The organism is Sporosarcina sp. AD_1 (genome assembly GCF_057373025.1).
Window position 1 is genome coordinate 439,716 of sequence record NZ_JBPVIR010000002.1, and the last position, 20,783, is coordinate 460,498.

Below are 20,783 nucleotides of genomic sequence, written 5' to 3' on the forward strand. Positions count from 1 at the left end.
ATACGTGAATACGTTTCATTCGGTCAATCTCACTCTATTGTTACTGTAACTATACCATATTTTTCAATAAAGTCAACATAACATTATTAACTATTCGAATTGTTGCTCAAAACTTCACCGCACGGATTGCCGTCTTGCAGTATTATGATCCCATGGTACAGTTGTAAGCATTCATCGCACCCTTCACAATATACCCTCTCTGATTCTGACCAAAACGCAAAAAAACAATTTTTTCTTTTTTCATTAAATGTATGCTCATTCTCAAGTTTGTTATATAAATCACGAAAATACGTGTTGGCTTCTTCCTTTGACTCAAACGACTGAGATGTCACGACCATGCTTCTCCAATCGTCGAACATCCACCACGGCTCATAATCCGCTTTCATATAGATGACTTCATACATTCCAGATCCCCCCCAATCGCCATATGCCGTGAATGTCCCCCATTTTAGCAAATTCCTTCTCGTTATCCAAGCGTTTCATATTGACCATTCAAAAGGAATGTTTTCCTGATAGGAATCAGGTATAATTGTACTAAGCGGATGAAACTTTCCTTTCCTTGAAACGTATTTACTATATATACAGAAGGAGGCCTGAATGCGCCATGCAAGAAGTAAAACAATTTTTCATTCGACATTTCATTACCGCACCAGTCAGTTTTGGTTCCTGGCTCATCTTCCTTTTGGGAGTTGGCATGAATTTCTTTGCTGCAACAGGCCTGATGATTGCCATTTATCTCGGAGGCACATTTACAATCAAACAAATTCAACTCTCATCCAACGTTAAAAAACTCGGCATGTCGAGATCTGAATATCAGCATATAAAGACACAGATTGCAGAGGCCAAGGGAAAAATCAAGAGATTGAACAGCCTGTATGGTCAGGTACGATCCGTTCAAGCATTTAAACAAGTATATGAAATGAACAATCTGGCGAAACGGATCTTATCCATTGTACGCAGCAACCCTCAAAAGTTTTACCATGTGGAGCGTTTCTTCTATTCACATTTAGATTCTGCTGTAGAATTGACTTCCAAATATTCCATGCTTGTGAATCAGCCGCTGAAGGACCAAGAATTGCGGGTGGCGCTCCAGCATACGAGAGAAACGTTAAATGACGTCAATAAACAATTAGAGCAAGATTTACGAAGCGCCCTGGCGACGGATATTGAGCAGCTTCAGTTGGAACTCGACTATGTCGATGTAACGATGAATCATAATAAGCCGTTGCTACATATGAAAGGAGACTTGCCTCATGACAGAAAACAAATCAACGATCGATGAAGTGAAATCATTTGATGACCTATTGGAAAACCCATTTAACGAACCATTGCTGCCAAAAGAAATGCAGATGGAAACACCTGCCGCATCCACTTCTGTAAAACTGATGGACCGCCTTTCACCAGAAGAGCAGGAAAAGGCAAAACAATTGGCTGCACAGATTCCTGTAGGCAATTATGAAGCGATCATTACGTATGGTGCAAATGCGCAAAACGAATTATCCCGCTTCTCTCATAAGATGCTGGACCACGTGCAAAGCAAGGATATCGGTCCGGTTGGAGATGTACTAAGTGATTTGATGGGGAAACTTTCTGAAATCGACCCTGAGGATTTGAGCGATAAAAAGAAGTCTGGCCTCAGCCGTTTATTTAGCAAGGCGACACGTTCCATTCAAGAGATGATGACAAAGTATCAAAAATTGAGCACACAAATCGATCGAATTGGAGTACAATTGGAGCATTCCAAGCGGGGCTTGCTGGAAGACGTCCACATGCTGGAAAGTTTGTACGAGCAAAATAAAACTTACTTCCAAGCCTTGAACGTCTACATTGCTGCAGCAGAACTGAAACGGGATGAAATCGCGAATGTGACCATTCCAGAATTGCGAAGAAAAGCAGAAGCATCCAACGACCAAATGGCATTTCAAGAAGTGAATGACATGGCACAGTTTCTTGATCGACTGGAAAAGAGATTGTATGATTTGCAGCTATCCCGCCAAATCACCATTCAAAGCGCACCGCAAATCCGTATGATTCAGCAAACGAACCAGACGCTTGCAGAGAAGATCCAATCATCGATCATGACATCGATTCCGCTTTGGAAAAACCAGATTGCCATCGCTCTTACATTGAACCGTCAGCGTAAAGCCGTTGAATCGCAGCGGCTTGTAACGAAAACAACAAATGATCTCCTTCTGAAAAACTCGGAAATGTTGAAGGTTAATTCTATCGAGACAGCTAAAGAGAACGAACGAGGCATTATCGAAATTGATACACTGAAGAAAACACAGGAAAACTTAATTCAAACAATTGAAGAAACACTTGTCATTCAAGCGGATGGCCGTGCGAAGCGGAAAGCTGCTGAAGTAGAAATTGCGAGAATGGAAGAAGAATTAAAACAGAGACTTCTCTCCGTTCATGAAAGAACACAAAACCGCCCTTCATAAGGCGGTTTTTTTCTATGGTTCTTATTTGACGACAATGGCAAGCAGTTTGCGAAGTATGCGCAGTGTTTGATCCGCAAAGCTTTCCACCGAATGGGCGGAAGCTGTCTTATTGCCAAACATGCTGCTGAACAGTTCCCTTTGATCATCTGTCGGCTCTTCGGTGGACAGGAAAAGATGAATGACAGATATCCCCTGTTTCTCCGCTTCCAGTACGGCTTCCCTCGTGTCGAGAATGCCATTTCGATCATATCCAAAAGCAGATGGTTCCCCATCTGAAAAGACAAGTAGAAATTTATGCTTTTCGGTACGCAACATTAATCTTTTTTTCATCCACCGAATGGCAAAACCATCTCGGTTGTCTTCATTCGCTTCAAACGATAAGATCGACAGCCCGTTGTCTTTATTGCGTTCTTGGAATGTATGCATCATGCCGAATTTATTCAGCTGGGATTCCTTTGACGCTTCTTCGGCATCTTCATAATAGGAAGATATTTCATGTTGTATTTTCAACGTTCTCAGGACGTCGTGAAATAACAACACCGCCATTTTGGTTTCATCCAATTTATCGAGCATGGAAGCTGATCCATCAACGAGCAGCCCGAAGACTGCGTCCAAGTTGGCCGAAGGTGCCTGTTTCCGATAAAAGGGTTTCGGTCTTTCATCAACAAGCATGGTCGTCAATTTCGAGGACAATCGGCCTTTCAGAAGCCGTTCTCTCCTGGATTCGGTTTTTAATTCAATCCGCTTCCTAATTTCTTCTGTTAATGCCCGGACAATCGGCTTTTGCCTTTCCCGCCAGGCAAGAAGTTTTTCTATATTTTCTTTAGTCGGATTTCCTTCGATCCGTTCCTCCTCGTACACGACATGCGTATGTTCGCGGCCAAATTCATGTCCGGCAGCGTATCGCTGTGCGGTCTGCCGATCTTCTTTCTCGTTGTCTTGCCATTGCTCGCTTTCATTGCCGGTAGACCGTCCATGGCCAGTTTCCTCGATAGCTGCCCCGGCATTTCCTTCCGCCGCGTTTGTCCCATCCCCCTTACCAGAACGGCCATGCTCCAATTCGTATTCCAGATGGATTCCTGACTCATCTACGGATTCCCGATGCCATGTACGGAACAGTTCATCGATCGTATCTTTAACTTGGTCATCTCCCTGCTCGGCGTCTTGCATTCCTTCATGATAATGAAACGTAGCCGTTTCTTCTGTAACTGAGTCACCGAGAGCGTAATATTGGTGAACCAAATCCCTTTCAAGTGCATCCTCTACAAAGAACATCACACGCTCCGCCAAATAGGTGCTTTCTTCTGTGCTTGTGCTGTCATATGCCTGGCCGATCATTAGGAGCAGCGGTCCCAAGTCAAGCAGCCCTTCCCCATTCCAGCTTTGATCGGCATAGATCCCGTCATAAAGGGAAATGAATAATTTATTTAGCAGCGCATCCGCAAAGAAACTCTTTTGGACATTGGAAGCCAGGCTGTCACGATGGAAAGCGATCATCGCTTCACGCCTTGCTTCAAAAGCGACCGCCGTACCTGGCCGCTCCTTTTGAATCTTTTCAATTAACCTGAATTCCTCAAGCATAAGCAGAAGTTCCGAACAGAGATGCGGAAACTGATGAGTCCGGTATTCCTTCTGATACTTCAGCCACTTTTGCACTGAAAAGTCCTTCCAAAATCCCGAAGTTAACAAGTACAGATCGGATAACCTGCCCAGATGTGTCATCTGTTCCGTTCGATGCCGCCAAAATACACTCATGGAGACAGCCCCTTCACGAGGCCGAAACTCCATTAATTTCCGCTCAGTCAATTCTAGATAAGGGGCATCCGCCAATGCACGACCCAAGCGTTCATAAAGTAATAGCTGATTGGCATCTATCGTTTCATCATTGAATTGGATGAACCGTTTCACCATGGATGTGAGCCTTCTTCCAACGAAGGAGGAATCCATGTGTCCACAAGTTCCATTACGAGTTTTTGTTCCATGGAATCTTCCAGTTTTTCAGCGATTGCATATTGAATGGCCCTTTTTTCCGGAATATGAACTGACAGCTGGACGGCATCCAACAAACTCCTGACCGAAGCGGCCTCATCCGACAAGAGTCCATTCATAACTTGTTTCTTCAAATCACCGTGGATGGAAAGAAACACCTGCAGTTTTTTAGTTTGCACTTCAGGATAAGTTGATACAAGAAGTGAATTCAATTGTTGATCACTTAAATATGGAATTGAAAAAGAGACGAAGCGGTTTTTTAGTGCTTCATTCATTGGAGAAGTACCTACATAGCCTTCATTAATCGCTGCGATAACAGAGAAGTTGTCATGTGCCTGGATGACTTCCCCGGTCAACGGATTTGTCAGCATTCTGCGATGATCCAAGACGCTATGCAAGATAGGCAACGTTTCTGGTTTCGCCATGTTAATCTCATCTATGTACAAGATATGCCCCTTTTTCATTGCTTGGACGACAGGCCCTTCCACGAATTCAATATGGGTTTGTCCTTCTCTTGTAACGATGGTCTTAAAGCCAAGTAACGACTCGGCATCCAGATCCACTGAGCAATTGACGTTTTGCATCGGCTGGTGGAAATAGTGGGAAACACTTTGCGCTAACTTGGTTTTCCCTGATCCGGATGGCCCTTTTAATAGGACAGGCTTCTTTAGCGTTACAGCAATCAGTATATCATCCCACAAATAAGGGGTTGGTGAGACATAGCCGCCTTCCTGGATCAGCCGTTGATCTTCCTGCGCATACTCAGTCTGGCTGCGCCGCTCCTGTTCTTTTTCAATAAACTCTATCATGCTCTAGCCTCCCTGCTAAAGAAACCGATACATCATAAAAGAGATGTACCGGTTATTAAGTAAAGACAATGCAATTATTCAAAATAAGTTTTGTAGTAGCCGCCAACTTTCCCGCTGTTGTCAATAATGAACAGAAATTCATCCGTTTCATTCTTCACTTCATACTCTTTGCCCGGGGTCAGCATATTGGTTACTACATATTTCTCCGCATCCGCATGTTTGCAGACGACTGTTCGAATCGTTGGAGCCGTTAGCCAATTAGTAAATGACATGAAAGTTCCCTCCTTTATTGAATGGAAAAAAATCGGTCCGACATAAGGCGGACCGATCAATGTAACTTGATGCTAATTAAGATCCAAGCAGAAGGTCTTCTGGATTTTCAATTAGTTCTTTTACCATTTTCAAGAAGCCAACGGAATCTTTACCGTCAATCACACGGTGGTCATATGATAATGCAACATACATCATCGGACGGATTTCAATGTTATCCCCTACAGCAACCGGACGTTTTTGGATGGAGTGCATGCCTAGAATACCGACTTGCGTACCATTCAAGATTGGTGTGGAGAGCAAGGAACCGAACACTCCGCCGTTTGTGATTGTAAATGAACCGCCAGCCATATCGCCAAGAGTCAATTTGTTATCACGTGCTTTTTTAGCAAGCTCACCAATTGTATCTTCGATTTCCGCAAAGTTTTTGCGGTCCGCATCACGGACGATCGGAACAACAAGGCCGCCTTCTGTAGAAACGGCAATACCGATATCATAGTAATGCTTCATAATGAGATCGTCTCCGTCGATTTCGGAGTTGACATATGGATATTTCTTAAGTGCCGCAACAACAGCTTTCGTGAAGAAAGACATGAAGCCAAGGCGGACATCATTCTTTTCAAAGAACTCATCTTTCTTGCGTTTACGAAGTTCCATTACCGCTGTCATGTCGATTTCGTTGAAGGTAGTCAACATGGCAGTGGATTGCTTCACTTCTAGCAAGCGTTTAGCGATTGTTTGACGGCGGCGCGTCATTTTTTCGCGTGTTTCACGGCCGTCTTGAGCCGGTGCAGCAGCTGGCGCTTTAGCAGGTGCTGGCGCAGCAGCTTTTGGTGCAGTTCCGTGTGCTTGAACATCTTGTGCACGCACGCGTCCCATTGGATCGACTGGCGATACTGAAGCTAGATCGATGCCTTTTTCGCGCGCCAATTTGCGGGCTGCAGGGCTTGCAATCGTACGATCAGATGAATTTTCTTCTGTCGCCGCAGCTGCTGCCGGTGCTGGAGTTTCAGCACTTGCTTCTTTTGCAGCAGGTGCTTCTTCCGCTTTTGGAGCTGGAGCGGCTTGGGCTGGTGCCCCGGAGCCTGCTCCAACAATAGCGATCACTTGACCGACTTCAACTGTATCACCTTCTGCAGCAAGAAGCTCCTGGATGACGCCAGCTTCTTCAGAAATGACTTCGACGTTGACTTTATCTGTTTCCAGTTCAACGATGAATTCGCCTTGTTCTACACTTTCTCCTGGCTGTTTTAGCCATTTCGCAATTGTTCCCTCAGTAATCGACTCCGCAAGTTCTGGTACTCTGATCTCTGCCACAATAAATTCCTCCTCTGTTCTACCGTTATTCCGGTGTAAAGCTAGCAACTACAGATTTTATTTTTTAAGAGCTTCTTCGATGATCCGGTTCTGCTCTTTCTTGTGGGATTCGCCGTCTCCTTCGGATGGGCTCGCACGGTGGATTCGTCCTACATAAGAAATAGCCTTGCCTTCCGCGATCTCTTGCAAGTAAGGATAAGCAAATGACCAAGATCCCATGTTTTTCGGTTCTTCCTGAACCCAGACAAGCTCCTTCGCTTTCGGGAAACGTGCCACGATCTCTGCAATTTTTTCAGCAGGGAATGGATACAATTGTTCCACCCGGACGATATGCAAGTGATCGAAACCTTCTCCGTCTTTCACTTGTTCAGCCAGATCAATTGCCATTTTTCCGCTCGCGAATAGAATTTTCTTCACTTTTTCAGGCTTCGTGCCAGTTCCAGGCTGTTCAAGAACGGTTTTGAAATGGCCGTCTGACAAGTCGGATACTTCTGCTCCAACGAGCGGATGACGAAGCAATGATTTCGGAGACACGATGACAAGCGGTCTTTCCGCATCAGTTCCAAGCATTTTCGCTTGGCGGCGCAGGATATGGAAATAGTTTGCTGCGCTTGATAAGTTAGCAACTGTCCAGTTGTTCTCTGCACATAGCTGCAAATAACGCTCCAAACGTGCACTGGAGTGTTCAGGACCTTGCCCTTCATACGCATGAGGAAGCAAGATGACTAATCCTGATTGCTGGCCCCACTTGGAATAGCTGGAAGATACGAACTGGTCGAACATGACTTGCGCCATATTAGCGAAATCGCCGTATTGTGCTTCCCAAATGCTGAGTGCCTTGTCTTTTTCCAAGTTATAACCGAATTCGTAACCGACAACCGCAAATTCAGTCAATGGGCTGTTGTACGCGACGAATGAAGCATTTGCTCCGCTGATGTGATGAAGAGGCACAAATTCCTCTCCTGTTTTTTCGTCGTGCAAGACAAGATGACGATGTGCGAATGTTCCACGCTGAACGTCCTGTCCTGTCAGACGGATTGGATTGCCGTCTTGAATAATAGAACCGAATGCCAATTGCTCAGCATGCGCCCAATCCACTTTCGATTTTCCTTTGAAAGGTTCTTCGCGACGCTTTAAAATTCGATCCAGCTTGCTGAATACCGTGAAATTGTCTGGGTATGTAAGAAGTTCTTCATTCATTCGTTGAAGTCTTTCCTCCTGCACCCCTGTTTCTACATCTCTCGGCATGCCGGCCAAAACGGATTCAGGTGTAGCGTTTGAAGGCTTCTTGACGTCTGCGGAATGATTTTTCACGTTATCATAAGCGGCTTGCATCAATGCATAGACATCAGCATCCATCTTGTCGACCGCTTCTTTTGTCATCAGATTGGCTTCAACCAATTCAGCACCGTACAACTGGCGTGCAGTCGGATGCTTATGAATGACATGGTACATCATCGGGTTCGTCACTAATGGTTCATCCATTTCGTTATGGCCGTAACGACGATATCCGATCAAGTCGATTAAAATATCTTTTTCAAACTTCTGACGGTATTCGAACGCCAGTGCAGCTGCTGCAATTACTGCTTCAGGATGATCTGCATTGACATGAAGCACAGGTACTTCAAAGCCTTTTGCCGGATCAGATGCATACAAAGTAGAACGGGAATCATACGACTCTGTCGTAAAACCGATCGTATTGTTCGCGATCACATGGACAGTACCACCAGTACGATATCCTCTTACACGGCTGTAGTTGAATGTTTCCGGTACAATACCTTGACCAGGGAAAGCAGCGTCACCATGGATCATGACACCATATGCAGCATTCATATCCTGCTCTGGCATACCCGGATGGTCTGTGTTTTCCTGCGCGGCTCTTGTTTGTCCCGCAACAACAGGATTCACGACTTCCAAGTGTGAAGGGTTGTAAGCAAGGAAACGCTCTGTGCCTGACTTCCCTTTATAAAGTGCACCCAAATGATATTTCACATCGCCAAACCAACCGCGGGACGTTTCAACTGAACCGTCTTCCGGTAGGAATTCTAGTGAAGGCACACCTGCAAATTCTGCAAACATCATTTCATATGGTTTATTTAAAATATGGGTAAGAACGTTCAAACGTCCTCGGTGAGCCATGCCGATAAGTACTTTCTTCGTTTTGGCTTCCTCCGATTTACGCATTAATTCATCAAGGAACACGACAAGTGTATCGAGACCTTCAATGGAAAAACGTTTTGCACCGACAAATGTCCGGTGGATGAACTTTTCGAACCCTTCAATTTTTGTCAAACGTTCTAGCAGTTCTTTTTTCTCATCATTCGATAAGTTGACTGCCACTTCGTTGTTTTCGATTTTGGATTGAATCCAATTTCGTTCCTCATCATCTACGATGTGGGCAAATTCATACGCAATTTTACCTGTGTACAAATCTTTCAGATAGTTGACTGCGTCCAAACCGTTTTCGACAGTTGCAGGAACGTTTTTCAAGAACAAAGAAGCCGGCAAAGCCCGCAGATCATTCTCAGTCAGGCCGTATTTAGCAAGCTCTAGTCTTGAAGCGTCGCGTGGATGGTCCTTTAACGGGTAAATATCAGCCGCTAAATGGCCATGCGTGCGAATCGCTTCTATTAATGCATAGGCTGCCAATGCTTTGCTGAAGTCTCCGGAAGGAATACTTGCAGAAGCTGATACAGCCACATCTCCGCTCTCCATAACTGGAGCGCCGTAGGTCTTGAACATTTCCGCTAATTGCGGATCAACCGCTTCAGGGGATGTCTTAAATTGCTCATACATCTCCATAACATACCCAAGGTTCGGCCCCGAGAATACCGAGTATGGTGAACGATGGGAACCAACATTGTTCGACATGTAAAATGACCTCCACATTTGCCTGTAGGCATATTGTGCTTTTATTGTTTATCCGTATTAATAATACCATTCAAAACAGTCAACTGAAAGGGTTTAATACTAAGATATACATATTTATACCGTCACCAAGGATACACCTGTTTCTTTATTCTTGCAACTGTTCTTTCAAACAGCCAGGCACCTTTAATAAGCAGTTCCAGCTAATTTTTATACGACAGGATCAAATCCACCATCGATTCAGGGGATTTCGTCTGATTATACTTTTTCATATTGGCCAACAATACATCCTTCTCTGAAGCCAAATTAGAAATCAAATCAGAGAGCCGCGCCTTTTCCAGTTCTTCTTCTGTGATCACGTGAGCAACACCTAATGATTTGAACAATGAAGCATTCAATAGCTGGTCTCCCCTGCTCTTGGCAGCAGACAACGGAACAAGGAGCATCGGTTTTTGAACAGCAAGCATTTCAAAAATTGCGTTCGATCCGGCTCTCGACACAGCAAAATCGGACGCAGCGAGCAAATGCGGCAATGCATCCGTAACATATTCAAATTGCGTATAGCCTTCTACGTGCTCCATCGCAGTGTCTTTATGACCTTTTCCACAAAGATGTATGACTTCAAACCTCTCTGCAATCCAGTCCAGTTCTTTTCGGACCGCTTCGTTCAGCACAACAGACCCTTGACTGCCTCCCATCACGAGAATGACCGGCTTTTCTCCAGTCAAACCAGCTATTCGCAAGCCTTCCTTTCGATCGCCCCGAAATAACTCAGGACGAATGACGGGACCTGTGCATGTCGATTTTGCAGCTGGCACGTACTTCAGCGTTTCTTCAAAAACAGTGAAAATATGGTTTGACATCGGAAGGGCTAATTTATTGGCCAGCCCCGGTGTAACGTCTGATTCATGCACTACAACAGGCACTTTTGCCATTCTGGCCGCCATGACCACGGGAACGGAAACAAAACCTCCCTTCGAGAAGACGATGTCCGGTTTGAGTTTCCTGAGGATTGAGAAAGCCTGCATGACCCCGGCCCCGACTTTAAATGGATCTGTAAAATTTTTCATTGAAAAATATCTTCGGAGCTTGCCACTCTGTATGGCATGATAGGTTACTTCGGGACGCCCCTGTCCGATCAGCTCCTTTTCGATACCATCGTACGAACCGATATAATGGACTTCATAGCCTCTTTCGAGGAATTCTGGAATCAGGGCTTCGTTCACTGATACGTGTCCTGCTGTACCTCCGCCCGTTAATACAACAATAGGCCGCTTCATTTGGCCGTTCACCTCAATTATCAAGTAAATGCTTATTCGTACTTCCATGCTATTATAGCAAAAAAAACATGATACAATAGTAGTCGATTGACGCTTTCTCCATTTAACGACTTAAAAACTATCATTGCCACTGACAAAGGGGGATTCCAATTGGCAGAATCCATCACACTTAAGAAAAAGACAGGCATCTTTGCTAAAATCGTCCTGCCGATCCTTATAACGCAAGTCGCACTCTATTTGATGACATTCTTCGATATTTTGATGACTGGGCGTTACGATACATACCATCTGGCTGGCGTCACAATCGGCTCCTCCTTCTGGGTTCCGGTTTATACCGGGCTTTCCGGCATCCTGCTTGGATTGACGCCTATTATCGCCCAATTGATCGGCGGAAGAAAGGAAGAGGAAGTCCGGCCGAATGTCCAGCAAGGTTTATACGTTTCCATTTTGCTGGCGGTACTCGTCTTCGTCGTAATCCAATTCGGCGTTCGTCCAATGTTACATCATATGCCGCTTGATGGGCCGGTTAGGATAGTAGCAGCTGAATACTTGACCGGAATGAGTGTTGGTCTGATTCCATTATTCATGTATACGGTCTTGCGTTCATTCTTCGATGCGTTAGGTGCGACACGGGTGTCAATGTTTATCATCCTATTATCTGCACCCATTAACATTGTTCTAAACTATTTACTCATCTATGGCAATTTCGGCTTTCCTGAACTGGGAGGCGCTGGCGCTGGCTATGCCTCTGGAATTACATATTGGATCGTATTAGCCATTGCTTTTTTTATTGCATGGAAACGCAAGCCCTTCCATGGCTTTTCCCTTTTCAGCAGCTGGCAACACGTCTCCTGGAAAAAAATTATCGAAATCCTCAAAATCGGGGTGCCAATCGGGCTTTCCATTTTTGTTGAAACAAGCATTTTCTCGGTTGTTACCCTATTCATGAGCAAATATTCTACGGAAGTTATTTCATCCCATCAAATTGCGCTGAACTTTACTTCCTTGCTGTATATGGTTCCGTTGAGCATTTCTATGGGAGCCACGATTTTAGTGGGACAGTCTGCAGGAGCATCGCGATATCAGGATGCCAAGCAATACAGCTATCTTGGAATTGGTCTTGCGATTACGTTCAGCTTCTTATCCATCGCCATTCTGCTTCTATTCCGTGAACAGATTGCTTCTCTTTATACGACAGACATGGCGATCATTAAATTATCTATGCAGTTCTTCCTGTTTGCGGCACTGTTCCAACTATCTGATGCTGTACAAGCTCCAATTCAAGGTGCACTGCGGGGCTATAAGGATGTCAATGTGTCGTTTGTGATGGGCATTGTCTCATTTTGGCTCATCGGTTTACCTGTTGGCTATGTAACTGCGACATTCACTACCTTAGGGCCACTTGGCTACTGGGTCGGACTCATAGCCGGTTTGACGGTTGGTGCCATCATTTTAAGTATCAGGCTACGCATAATGCAGCGTCGATTTTCTACAATCTGAGAAGGTCATTCCCTACAGCCGGGAATGGCCTTTTCATTTATAGATATGTAATGCGTCAGCATATGGATATGGTACGCATGGAAAAACGGATGGTCCGTATCGTGCTGGTAGATTAAATGTTTCTATTCATCTTCTCTTCCAACAGCCGTTTGCCTATCATCTTTGACAATGCTTATAGATAGTAATGGTTTGGTCTGCAATACAGATTACGATAAGTACAAACAAAAACAGGTGAAGGAAAACAAATTGTTTTCCCTTCACCTGTTTATGCGTTTGTACTCTATTATTTTTGAATGAACTGTTGTGTCCAATAGTTGCCGTTTGCATCATACCCGATACCGATATGCGTAAAGCCTGGTGTAAGAATGTTTTGTCTGTGGCCAGGTGATTCCATCCACGCTTTAACAACCTCTTCAGCTGAGCGTTGCCCCATTGCGATATTCTCAGCTGCCGAACGATACGAAATGCCGAACGATTTCATTTGATCAAATGGAGAACCGTATGTTGGGCTATTATGATCAAAATACTTTTTAGATGCCATATCCGCAGATTTAGCACGTGCCGATTTCATCAATGTATCATCCATTGCCAACGGCTTCAAACCTGCTTTTTGTCTTTCTGCATTCGTCAGGTCAAGCACTGCTTTTTCAATTGCAGAAGCAGATGTTGCAGTTGGTGGTATTTGTGGTTTATTAGTAACAGTAGAATCCGTGTTTTGATTCGGTTTGCTAGGAACTGTAGTCTCTGGCTTTTCAACCGGTTTTGTCTGTTCCACCGGCTTGCTTGGTGTGGTCGGTTTTTGTTGTTCTACTGGCTTGTTTGGTTTTTGCGGTTGAACCGGCTTATTGAAAACTGGTTTGTTCCCTTGGAATCCCGAGAAATAGTTTTCCCATTGATTTTTATAGTTATTGAGGAATTCTTGTGCTTCTTTTTGGCTGGAGAAGCTATATGCATTGTTACCTTCATATACATAACATTTGATATCCTCATTTGTTGGAGCCTTCTCGTTATTATAGTAAGAAGCCTCAGCATTGTGGTTGTTCGACATAAGTAGAGCCGAACCGAGCAAGATGACTGCCATCGATTTTTTCATCTTATAACTCCTCCCTTCGTAAACTATCATAACGTAAGGAAGGAAACGAGAATCCCCAACACTTGCCAACCTATCCAGTTCCGTCAAAAATACGTGCACGAAGGGAAATGAAAACGTCCAGATTGGTCATGATTGGATGTCTCTCATATTATTACAAGCTTGATGGGGTTGACAATAGGTGTATTCAGGCGTACCCGGGGCGGTATTCTATCTGCTGAACCCCTTCTCCAATTACAACGACACGAGGCGGTACTTTCACATACTCTGGCAGCCAATGGACTAATCCGTACGCATATTGGAATAAATAAGGGTGTCCGGATCCTTTGATCGGGACATAGCCTTTCATCCGGTAAACCGTCTCCGGAAGTGACTTCACCCACTCTTCGAAATCTGCTTGATCTACTGGCTCATCGAACGTTATCAGTTTTGAGCTAAGCGGAATGCCTTTCCCCGAGACAATTTCTGTGTCCTTTTCGAATTGGATCGCATTTAGCGTTTTTTCAATGAAAGCAAAGGGAATTTTGGCGTTAACTGTCTGTATAATCTGTGCGGTGCTGTTCAATTGGGATAACTCAACTGTTGCGCTGGCAAGCTCCGATTCGGTCACTAGATCAGCTTTATTCGCTAAAATCAAACTCGCATGTCTGATCTGTTCTATGAAAAGTGAACGAATCCTAGGTGACAAGCTCTCCCGTTCAATCCATCGTTTCACGTCTGCCACCGTAATAATCCCCTGGATCCGGAGTTGATCTGCGAATAAAGGCGAGTACACTGCATCTAAAGCTTCTACTGGATGGGCGGCGCCGGATGTCTCGATGAAGATGACATCGATATGATCATAGTCCTCCAATAGTCCCTGCAACTGGGCTTCTGTCTTTTCTGAACCTGTGCAGCATATGCACCCGTTTAGCAATTCTTTTAATGGAATCTCTCCCTCTTGGTCAACCCGGTCGGAATCAAACCCGAGAGAACCGAATTCATTCATTAGCACGGCAGGTTGTTTGCCTTGCTTTTTCACTTCTTGAATTGCGTTCAATAACAGCGAAGTTTTGCCACTGCCTAGAAAGCCACTGAAAAGATATACGTCGATCATTTGGATGCCTCCTGTTTCAATAATATTAAAGCTAAATGAAAAAGGCAGAAAGGCACTTTCGCGGGCGGTCGCCTACGAGAGTCGCCTCTCTGCCGATTGGTGTCGTTTTACTGCAATGAACTGCAATCCAACGGTATAGATGAATGAAGTTTTTACTTCTTCAATTCTTCTAGTACGACCTCTTTTGCCTTCTGCAATTGCGGGTCATCCGTCTTGATTTTTTCACGCAGCTTGTTCATCAAGCCGAATGTCGTTTCTCCAGTAAGAACGCCTGTAACCTTCAAAGAAAGGTCTTTTTGCAATTGCTGTACAGCTTGCTCGGTCTTCGTGTCAAACAGGCCATCAACTTCGCCTGGATCATAACCAACCGCTTCAAGCATTTCTTCTGCTGATTGAACGACAGGAGAAACCATACCTGTCCTCATCTCTTCAGAAGGATCTAAATAAGGCAATGAAGCATAAGACGGATACGGCACTTCGATATCCGGTTCAATTCCCTTGTTATGGATCCAATTTCCGTCAGGTGTTAACCATTTCGCAGTCGTTAATTTTAAATTGGAACCATCTTTCATATCTTTCGGTGTCTGGACAGTTCCTTTACCATACGTTTTAATACCAACCAATTTAATACGGGCAGATTCCTTCATAGCACCTGCCAGAATTTCCGAAGCAGATGCACTGCCATCGTCCACCACAAGTGCTACAGGAACCTTTACTTTTCTACCATCAGAAGCGACATATACTTCTGGCATGGCATCTTTCCCTTCATATTGGAAGAGATTTTTCCCTTCTTCAACGAAAAGGTCGGAAATGTCAATAGCCGTGCTTAGCATGCCGCCAGGATTTTGACGCACATCTACGACAAGTCCTTTCATTCCCTCTTTCTCCATCTCATCAAGGGCTGTAAGCAGCTCATCATACGTATGCTCTGAGAAACTAGTGATTTGGATATGAGCAATACCATTATCCAACATCTCAGCATACACCGTTTCGATTGGAATAATATCCCGTTCGATTTTCACGTCAAATGGTTCTGCGGACTCTCCACGGCGAACAGATAAGGTGACAGTCGTCCCCTTCTCACCACGGATCAACAGTACAGCTTCAGATGAAGACATCCCCTGAATGCTTTTGCCATCCACTGCCATAATGAGGTCATTCGGCAGAAGGCCAGCACGTTCAGCGGGCGAGTTTTTAATTGGTGAAACAACTTTAATATAACCATTCGCTTCCTGAATTTCAGCACCAATTCCTTCAAAGCTAGAAGAAATGCTTTCATTCAATTGCTGGGCTTCCTGTTCATTCAAGTAATCGGAGAATGGATCACCTAGGGACTCAATCATGCCATTGATGGCCCCATCGATCATTTTCTCTTCATCTACATTATCATAGTAGTTCTTTTTCACTTCATCGTAAGCGTCATAGAATTTCTTAAATTCTTTACGCTCGCTCACCGTAGCGTTTTGAGGGTTGACAACTTCCACCACTTTTTCTTCGCCTGTCGTCAGTGCAAAAAAAGTGACTGCCGCACTGGCGAGTACCAAACCGAAAATCAGCATGACCAATGTGAATGGTTTTAGTCGAATATATCGGTTGGCCGGTGGCTGATATTCTTTCTGTTCCTCGTTGCCAGGGGTATTCTTTTCATTTTCTTCCATACAAGTCCCCCTCTTTCCTTCCAGCATTTTAGCATAAAGTCAAATACTGTTGATTCAATCCAAAAAAAGACCGCTTAGATGCAGCGAGCGGTCCTTCGATGCCACATTATTGAATTGCTGCATCCAATGCGACTTCAATCATGTCGTTGAATGTGGTTTGACGCTCTTCCGAGGAAGTCGCTTCACCTGTCAGTATGTGGTCGCTGACTGTCAAGACAGCAAGAGCTTGACGGCCGTATTTGGCAGCAAGTGTATAGAGTGCAGCTGTTTCCATTTCTACAGCCAACACACCATATTTCGCTAATTTTTCATGCTCAGCATGCTCATTGTAGAAGAAATCTTCCGTGAAGACATTGCCCACTTTCAGATTCAATCCTTTTTCAAGTCCTGCTTGGTAGGCTTTCAAAAGAAGATCGAAGTTCGCAGTCGGTGCATAGTCAACACCATTAAAGAACGTACGGTTGATCGGAGAGTTTGTTGTTGCACTTTGCGCGATAATGACGTCACGGACTTTAACGTCTTTTTGAATAGCGCCGCATGTTCCAACACGGATCAATTTTTGTACATCAAATTCTTGCATCAGTTCCGTTATGTAAATGGAAATGGATGGAACACCCATACCTGTACCTTGAACTGAAATTCGTTTTCCTTTGTATGTTCCTGTGAAACCGAACATATTACGTACTTCGTTATATTGAGTGACATCCTCTAGGAATGTTTCTGCGATATATTTTGCACGCAGAGGATCCCCTGGCAACAAAATTGTATCTGCTATTTCGCCTTTTTTTGCATTGATATGTATGCTCATATCGTCACGCCTCACTTTCAGTTTTACTTTTCTCATCATACAGTTAAACGGCCTATTATGCAATAATAGACCATTTAACGGCTCTGTTCCTGATAGCGTTCAAACAGCTCATCAAACACTGTGATCGGCATCTGCCCATCGGCTTTTTCTTCGAGATAACGAGAAAGCCTGTCAAACGAGCTCTCTTGCTTCGGAAAGCTGTGGTCAAGGAACATTGCTTCGGCAAATACCGCTTTCGCATCATCCTTTGGTCCTCCTCTGAAGGTTAGGACGAAATGATAGAAGGAACGATCCATTGTAGCAGCCCCTTACTTTGTAAACAATTTTTTGTATTCGCCATAGCCTTCCTCATCCAGCTGGTCAAACGGAACAAAACGTAAGGCGGCGGAATTGATGCAGTAGCGCAAACCCGCAGGTCCCGGACCGTCAGGAAAAACATGGCCTAAATGAGAGTCTGCTGTTTTGCTGCGCACTTCGGTGCGTCTCATGCCATGGCTTTGATCAAAATGCTCCGTCACTTCTTGTTCCTCAATAGGTTTTGTGAAGCTTGGCCATCCGCAACCCGCATCATACTTATCGGTTGAACTGAAAAGTGGTTTTCCGGAGACAACATCAACATAGATGCCGTCTTCGAACTGATCGTTATATTCATTTTGAAATGGCGGTTCTGTCCCATTTTCCTGTGTGACATAATATTGCATCTCAGTCAGTTTGTTTTTCAAATCCTCTTTCATGATGGATCCCCCCAAGTATCTTTTTTGTACTGTTCGCGTCCAGAGCCGACGGCATAACGATTATAGTGGGAAGGATTTTTCATATAATAATCCTGATGCCCTTCCTCCGCGGGATAAAATGGTTTCGCAGGTTTAATATCTGTCGCAATCGGTTTATTGAACTTGCCCAACATTTCCAATTCCCGTTTTGATTGCTCGGCAACTTTTTGTTGTTCTTCGGAATGCGTGTAAATAGCGGTTCGGTATGATTCTCCGCGATCATAAAACTGGCCGCCTGCATCTGTCGGATCAATCTGCCGCCAAAAGATATCGACTAATTGTTTGTAACTGATCACTTCATTGTCAAACGTGATTTCTACCGCTTCCCGGTGACCTGTTGTATTCGTGCAAACCATTTCGTATGTCGGGTTCTCGATGTCGCCTCCCGTATAGCCGGACACAACAGAGTGAACCCCTTCATAACGATCAAACGGTTTAACCATGCACCAGAAACATCCGCCTGCAAATGTAGCTTTCTCTATAGCCAAGTCCATCTCCTCCTTTGTCGTCAATCCGGAATGATGACTTCCAATTCAATATTATCCTCTGCCAGGTTGAAAGTCTTTGCTTTCAGCTGTATTTTGCCCGAGATCGGTATTTCGGAAAGATTAATAAAAATTTCCTCTTCTTTTGGGCGTACGATAATCCAATCCGGCAATTTAACGGAGTCCTTTAGAAATTTCAGGATGGTAGCCGGCTGAATATTTAGATTCCCAATCTCCATGGAAGATTGCTTCAATATCAAATTGCCATCTTCCCTGACAACTGGGTCAAAATGCATCGTAACGGGCAATTTAAATGAAAATACTGTCGCTTCGGAATGCAGGACTACATCATCTCCTACCTGCATAGTGACAGGCATCGTGTCCTGTTTGACCGCTTTGCTGATAAAACCGTTGGCGATCCCTTCTAAATCTTCCTTTGTCGCTTTTACAGTTAATTTATTGCCAGCAGAATTATATGTTTGGACTTTGGGCAAAGGTTCCGAATCCTCGACATTCCCAAGAAACCAGATTAGCCCGACCAATAAAGCCGCAATCGCCCCTAACAATGTAAAAAAAGCGATTTTCCAAAAATTCAAGCGTCATCACTCCCCAAAATCCAATTTCCCTTCTGACAGCTCAGCCAAACCGCATTTCTGAATAGATGCTTCATAGCGGGCCGCCATCGTATCGTAGCCTTTTGCATTCGGATGAAAGAAGTCGGTATGGTAAACTAAATCTTCGTTTGAATCAAATAGATCGATTACAGGGACAAAGCATGCTTTTTCATCCAAAATCGCCTGAACTTCGATGGCTTCATTCCAATCCTCTATGATTGTCTCAAACTCATTTGGTTCATCCGTCACAATAGAAAAAGGATTATACAGTCCAGCGATAACGATGATCGCATCTCCATTCAATCCGCGTATGATTTTAAAGACTTCATCTAAACGATTTTCAAATTCACCAAGTTCAGCATAAAATGGTTTCATCTTTAATTTGAAAATGTTGGCTTTGACGACCTTCATAATATCATTGCCGCCAATCGTCAAATAGATAACATCCGCTTTTTTTATTTCTGATTGAACTTCTGGGTCTTCCAACTGTTCAATCAGCTGGTCGCTTCTTCTTCCTCGTTTCGCAAGATTATTGCTCTCAATTTCTTTAACGCCTTTCCATCTCTCCATGTCTCTTGTCATCCGGCCAAAATAGCCATCTTTTTTTCGTTCATCTCCAACACCTTCCGTCAACGAGTCTCCTAAACCGACTACATAGACCGTTTCAGGAATGAAATAGTCCGGTACATACCAGTCGGTGAAGGCGGGATCCATCCTTCCGAAGAAAGGAGCACCGCCTTCCAGATTCTCATCAGCTTGGCAGCCGGCCAATAAACACGAGAAGATGACCATGAAGATAATGTACCTTCTCATAAACACAGTTCCTCATTTCTGTTTGTAAGTGAAACTAGTCCTTTCAAGAGTTGTCGGGGCGATTTTACATACGATAATGGCATGCAGCATGCCGGGCTGCCCTAAATATGACTCGTGAAGCATCAGTCGGTATAATACATAAAACCGATTGCCCCTTCACCTGTATGCGTGCTAATGATCGGTGTTGTGAATGACAATTTCACGTCTTTCCATCCCGATTCCTCGATGATTCGTTTTAAAGGTTCTGCCATCGCTAACCCGTTTGCATGTGAGATACCAATTGCTTTTATAATTTTTCCGGCAGTTTCTTCTTTAAATGACTTTACTAATTGGGAGACGACTTGTTTATGGCTTCTCGCTTTTGACACCGGCGTATAGACGCCATCCTGCAGGCTGGCAATCGGCTTTATATTAAGCAAGGAACCGATCATCGCCTTTCCTTTCCCGATTCTGCCGCCTTTTACGAGATTATCCAGCATGTCGACGACAACAAAAAGCGTCGTGTTTTTTCGAACAACAGAGAGCCGTTCTTCAATTTCTTGGACCGAACGCCCCTCCTTTGCCATTTTCGCTGCTTCGACCACTTGAAAAGTCAAAGCATGTGAAATATACATAGAGTCAATGACTGTCACGGATGAATCAGTCATCTGCGCTGCTGCTTCGGCAGATTTTACCGTTCCGCTCATACCTCCAGTCATATGGATGGAAATGATTTCGCTCCCATCTGCGCCAAGCCTGTCATACAGCTCTTTAAAAACGCCGGCTGCTGGCTGTGAACTTTTCGGAAGATCTTCTGCTTCCCGCATGAGGTCAAGAAAAGATTCCGGTTGGAGATCAACCCCATCTTGATATGTCTTCCCTTCAATCTGAATGGTTAATGGTACTACGTGGATATCGTACTGATCCACATACTCCTCGATGAGATCCGCAGTGGAATCTGTCACGATATGAATCTTCTTCATGTATTAC

General features: G+C 44.3%; 20 protein-coding genes. 3 read left to right on the plus strand and 17 right to left on the minus strand.

All coding sequences use genetic code 11. The annotated features are described in order from the left end of the window. Positions 1-86: 86 nt before the first annotated feature. Positions 87-404: a DUF1033 family protein gene (locus tag ACSW3C_RS05505; RefSeq protein ID WP_486561323.1), complete on the minus strand. Its 318-nt coding sequence runs from the start codon at positions 402-404 to the stop codon at positions 87-89. A 200-nt stretch (positions 405-604) separates the two neighbouring features. Here ACSW3C_RS05505 and ACSW3C_RS05510 point away from each other — a divergent pair, with 200 nt between their 5' ends. Both ACSW3C_RS05510 and ACSW3C_RS05515 read left to right on the plus strand, forming a co-directional pair. Beyond that, the gene (locus ACSW3C_RS05510; RefSeq protein WP_486561325.1) at positions 605-1,282 is read left to right on the plus strand and encodes a 5-bromo-4-chloroindolyl phosphate hydrolysis family protein; all 678 of its coding nucleotides are present in this window, start codon (positions 605-607) and stop codon (positions 1,280-1,282) included. Next, a complete protein-coding gene (locus ACSW3C_RS05515; protein WP_486561327.1) occupies positions 1,254-2,444 on the plus strand; it encodes a toxic anion resistance protein in 1,191 nt (396 codons plus the stop codon). Before ACSW3C_RS05510 ends, ACSW3C_RS05515 begins: the two co-directional genes overlap by 29 nt. A gap of 21 nt (positions 2,445-2,465) precedes the next feature. Here the strand turns inward: ACSW3C_RS05515 and ACSW3C_RS05520 are convergent, their stop codons facing one another. The 6 genes from ACSW3C_RS05520 to ACSW3C_RS05545 all read right to left on the minus strand — a co-directional run bounded on the left by ACSW3C_RS05520 (position 2,466) and on the right by ACSW3C_RS05545 (position 10,977). Then, on the minus strand, positions 2,466-4,355 hold the full coding sequence (locus ACSW3C_RS05520) for a vWA domain-containing protein (protein ID WP_486561329.1): 1,890 nt from the start codon (positions 4,353-4,355) through the stop codon (positions 2,466-2,468). After that, positions 4,349-5,242 carry an ATP-binding protein gene (locus tag ACSW3C_RS05525; protein ID WP_486561331.1) on the minus strand — a complete coding sequence of 298 codons (894 nt, stop codon included), beginning with the start codon at positions 5,240-5,242 and terminating at the stop codon, positions 4,349-4,351. Before ACSW3C_RS05525 ends, ACSW3C_RS05520 begins: the two co-directional genes overlap by 7 nt. 74 nt (positions 5,243-5,316) lie before the next feature. Next, positions 5,317-5,514, minus strand: a complete 198-nt coding sequence (locus ACSW3C_RS05530) for a DUF6501 family protein (RefSeq protein ID WP_486561332.1) — start codon at positions 5,512-5,514, stop codon at positions 5,317-5,319. Positions 5,515-5,590: 76 nt separating this feature from the next. Beyond that, positions 5,591-6,829: a 2-oxoglutarate dehydrogenase complex dihydrolipoyllysine-residue succinyltransferase gene (gene odhB / locus ACSW3C_RS05535; protein ID WP_486561333.1), complete on the minus strand. Its 1,239-nt coding sequence runs from the start codon at positions 6,827-6,829 to the stop codon at positions 5,591-5,593. Between the two features lie 57 nt (positions 6,830-6,886). Further along, positions 6,887-9,700 (minus strand): 2-oxoglutarate dehydrogenase E1 component, encoded by a 2,814-nt coding sequence (locus tag ACSW3C_RS05540; protein WP_486561334.1) that lies wholly within the window; start codon positions 9,698-9,700, stop codon positions 6,887-6,889. Positions 9,701-9,900: 200 nt separating this feature from the next. Next, complete coding sequence (locus tag ACSW3C_RS05545) at positions 9,901-10,977, minus strand: undecaprenyldiphospho-muramoylpentapeptide beta-N-acetylglucosaminyltransferase (protein ID WP_486561335.1); 1,077 nt, start codon at positions 10,975-10,977, stop codon at positions 9,901-9,903. Between the two features lie 150 nt (positions 10,978-11,127). Here ACSW3C_RS05545 and ACSW3C_RS05550 point away from each other — a divergent pair, with 150 nt between their 5' ends. Continuing rightward, positions 11,128-12,477: an MATE family efflux transporter gene (locus ACSW3C_RS05550; RefSeq protein ID WP_486561336.1), complete on the plus strand. Its 1,350-nt coding sequence runs from the start codon at positions 11,128-11,130 to the stop codon at positions 12,475-12,477. A gap of 283 nt (positions 12,478-12,760) precedes the next feature. Here ACSW3C_RS05550 and ACSW3C_RS05555 read toward each other — a convergent pair whose 3' ends face one another. The 10 genes from ACSW3C_RS05555 to ACSW3C_RS05600 all read right to left on the minus strand — a co-directional run bounded on the left by ACSW3C_RS05555 (position 12,761) and on the right by ACSW3C_RS05600 (position 20,776). After that, positions 12,761-13,570, minus strand: a complete 810-nt coding sequence (locus tag ACSW3C_RS05555) for a CAP domain-containing protein (protein ID WP_486561337.1) — start codon at positions 13,568-13,570, stop codon at positions 12,761-12,763. 184 nt (positions 13,571-13,754) lie between these two features. Then, complete coding sequence (locus ACSW3C_RS05560) at positions 13,755-14,663, minus strand: CobW family GTP-binding protein (RefSeq protein ID WP_486561338.1); 909 nt, start codon at positions 14,661-14,663, stop codon at positions 13,755-13,757. A 152-nt stretch (positions 14,664-14,815) separates the two neighbouring features. Beyond that, a complete protein-coding gene (locus ACSW3C_RS05565) occupies positions 14,816-16,321 on the minus strand; it encodes a lmo1851 family serine protease (protein ID WP_486561340.1) in 1,506 nt (501 codons plus the stop codon). A 106-nt stretch (positions 16,322-16,427) separates the two neighbouring features. Beyond that, positions 16,428-17,129 carry a purine-nucleoside phosphorylase gene (deoD, locus tag ACSW3C_RS05570; RefSeq protein WP_486561341.1) on the minus strand — a complete coding sequence of 234 codons (702 nt, stop codon included), beginning with the start codon at positions 17,127-17,129 and terminating at the stop codon, positions 16,428-16,430. Between the two features lie 74 nt (positions 17,130-17,203). Further along, positions 17,204-17,425 carry a YozE family protein gene (locus ACSW3C_RS05575; RefSeq protein WP_486561343.1) on the minus strand — a complete coding sequence of 74 codons (222 nt, stop codon included), beginning with the start codon at positions 17,423-17,425 and terminating at the stop codon, positions 17,204-17,206. A gap of 12 nt (positions 17,426-17,437) precedes the next feature. Further along, positions 17,438-17,863 carry a peptide-methionine (R)-S-oxide reductase MsrB gene (gene msrB / locus ACSW3C_RS05580; protein WP_486561345.1) on the minus strand — a complete coding sequence of 142 codons (426 nt, stop codon included), beginning with the start codon at positions 17,861-17,863 and terminating at the stop codon, positions 17,438-17,440. Next, a complete protein-coding gene (gene msrA, locus ACSW3C_RS05585; protein WP_486561346.1) occupies positions 17,860-18,390 on the minus strand; it encodes a peptide-methionine (S)-S-oxide reductase MsrA in 531 nt (176 codons plus the stop codon). Before msrA ends, msrB begins: the two co-directional genes overlap by 4 nt. Positions 18,391-18,410: 20 nt before the next feature. Then, the gene (locus tag ACSW3C_RS05590) at positions 18,411-18,983 is read right to left on the minus strand and encodes a YpmS family protein (protein ID WP_486561347.1); all 573 of its coding nucleotides are present in this window, start codon (positions 18,981-18,983) and stop codon (positions 18,411-18,413) included. 6 nt (positions 18,984-18,989) lie between these two features. Continuing rightward, positions 18,990-19,814 (minus strand): GDSL-type esterase/lipase family protein, encoded by an 825-nt coding sequence (locus ACSW3C_RS05595; RefSeq protein ID WP_486561348.1) that lies wholly within the window; start codon positions 19,812-19,814, stop codon positions 18,990-18,992. A gap of 122 nt (positions 19,815-19,936) precedes the next feature. Then, positions 19,937-20,776, minus strand: a complete 840-nt coding sequence (locus ACSW3C_RS05600) for a DegV family protein (RefSeq protein ID WP_486561350.1) — start codon at positions 20,774-20,776, stop codon at positions 19,937-19,939. Positions 20,777-20,783: the final 7 nt, after the last annotated feature.

What these genes read in the sequence shown, in the direction of transcription:
- ACSW3C_RS05505 (WP_486561323.1), bottom strand. Translation starts at nt 404, where the DNA reads ATGTATGAAGTCATCTATATGAAAGCGGATTATGAGCCGTGGTGGATG.
- ACSW3C_RS05510 (WP_486561325.1), top strand. Translation starts at nt 605, where the DNA reads ATGCAAGAAGTAAAACAATTTTTCATTCGACATTTCATTACCGCACCA.
- ACSW3C_RS05515 (WP_486561327.1), top strand. Translation starts at nt 1,254, where the DNA reads ATGACAGAAAACAAATCAACGATCGATGAAGTGAAATCATTTGATGAC.
- ACSW3C_RS05520 (WP_486561329.1), bottom strand. Translation starts at nt 4,355, where the DNA reads ATGGTGAAACGGTTCATCCAATTCAATGATGAAACGATAGATGCCAAT.
- ACSW3C_RS05525 (WP_486561331.1), bottom strand. Translation starts at nt 5,242, where the DNA reads ATGATAGAGTTTATTGAAAAAGAACAGGAGCGGCGCAGCCAGACTGAG.
- ACSW3C_RS05530 (WP_486561332.1), bottom strand. Translation starts at nt 5,514, where the DNA reads ATGTCATTTACTAATTGGCTAACGGCTCCAACGATTCGAACAGTCGTC.
- ACSW3C_RS05540 (WP_486561334.1), bottom strand. Translation starts at nt 9,700, where the DNA reads ATGTCGAACAATGTTGGTTCCCATCGTTCACCATACTCGGTATTCTCG.
- ACSW3C_RS05545 (WP_486561335.1), bottom strand. Translation starts at nt 10,977, where the DNA reads ATGAAGCGGCCTATTGTTGTATTAACGGGCGGAGGTACAGCAGGACAC.
- ACSW3C_RS05555 (WP_486561337.1), bottom strand. Translation starts at nt 13,570, where the DNA reads ATGAAAAAATCGATGGCAGTCATCTTGCTCGGTTCGGCTCTACTTATG.
- ACSW3C_RS05560 (WP_486561338.1), bottom strand. Translation starts at nt 14,663, where the DNA reads ATGATCGACGTATATCTTTTCAGTGGCTTTCTAGGCAGTGGCAAAACT.
- ACSW3C_RS05565 (WP_486561340.1), bottom strand. Translation starts at nt 16,321, where the DNA reads ATGGAAGAAAATGAAAAGAATACCCCTGGCAACGAGGAACAGAAAGAA.
- deoD (WP_486561341.1), bottom strand. Translation starts at nt 17,129, where the DNA reads ATGAGCATACATATCAATGCAAAAAAAGGCGAAATAGCAGATACAATT.
- ACSW3C_RS05575 (WP_486561343.1), bottom strand. Translation starts at nt 17,425, where the DNA reads ATGGATCGTTCCTTCTATCATTTCGTCCTAACCTTCAGAGGAGGACCA.
- msrB (WP_486561345.1), bottom strand. Translation starts at nt 17,863, where the DNA reads ATGAAAGAGGATTTGAAAAACAAACTGACTGAGATGCAATATTATGTC.
- ACSW3C_RS05595 (WP_486561348.1), bottom strand. Translation starts at nt 19,814, where the DNA reads ATGAGAAGGTACATTATCTTCATGGTCATCTTCTCGTGTTTATTGGCC.
- ACSW3C_RS05600 (WP_486561350.1), bottom strand. Translation starts at nt 20,776, where the DNA reads ATGAAGAAGATTCATATCGTGACAGATTCCACTGCGGATCTCATCGAG.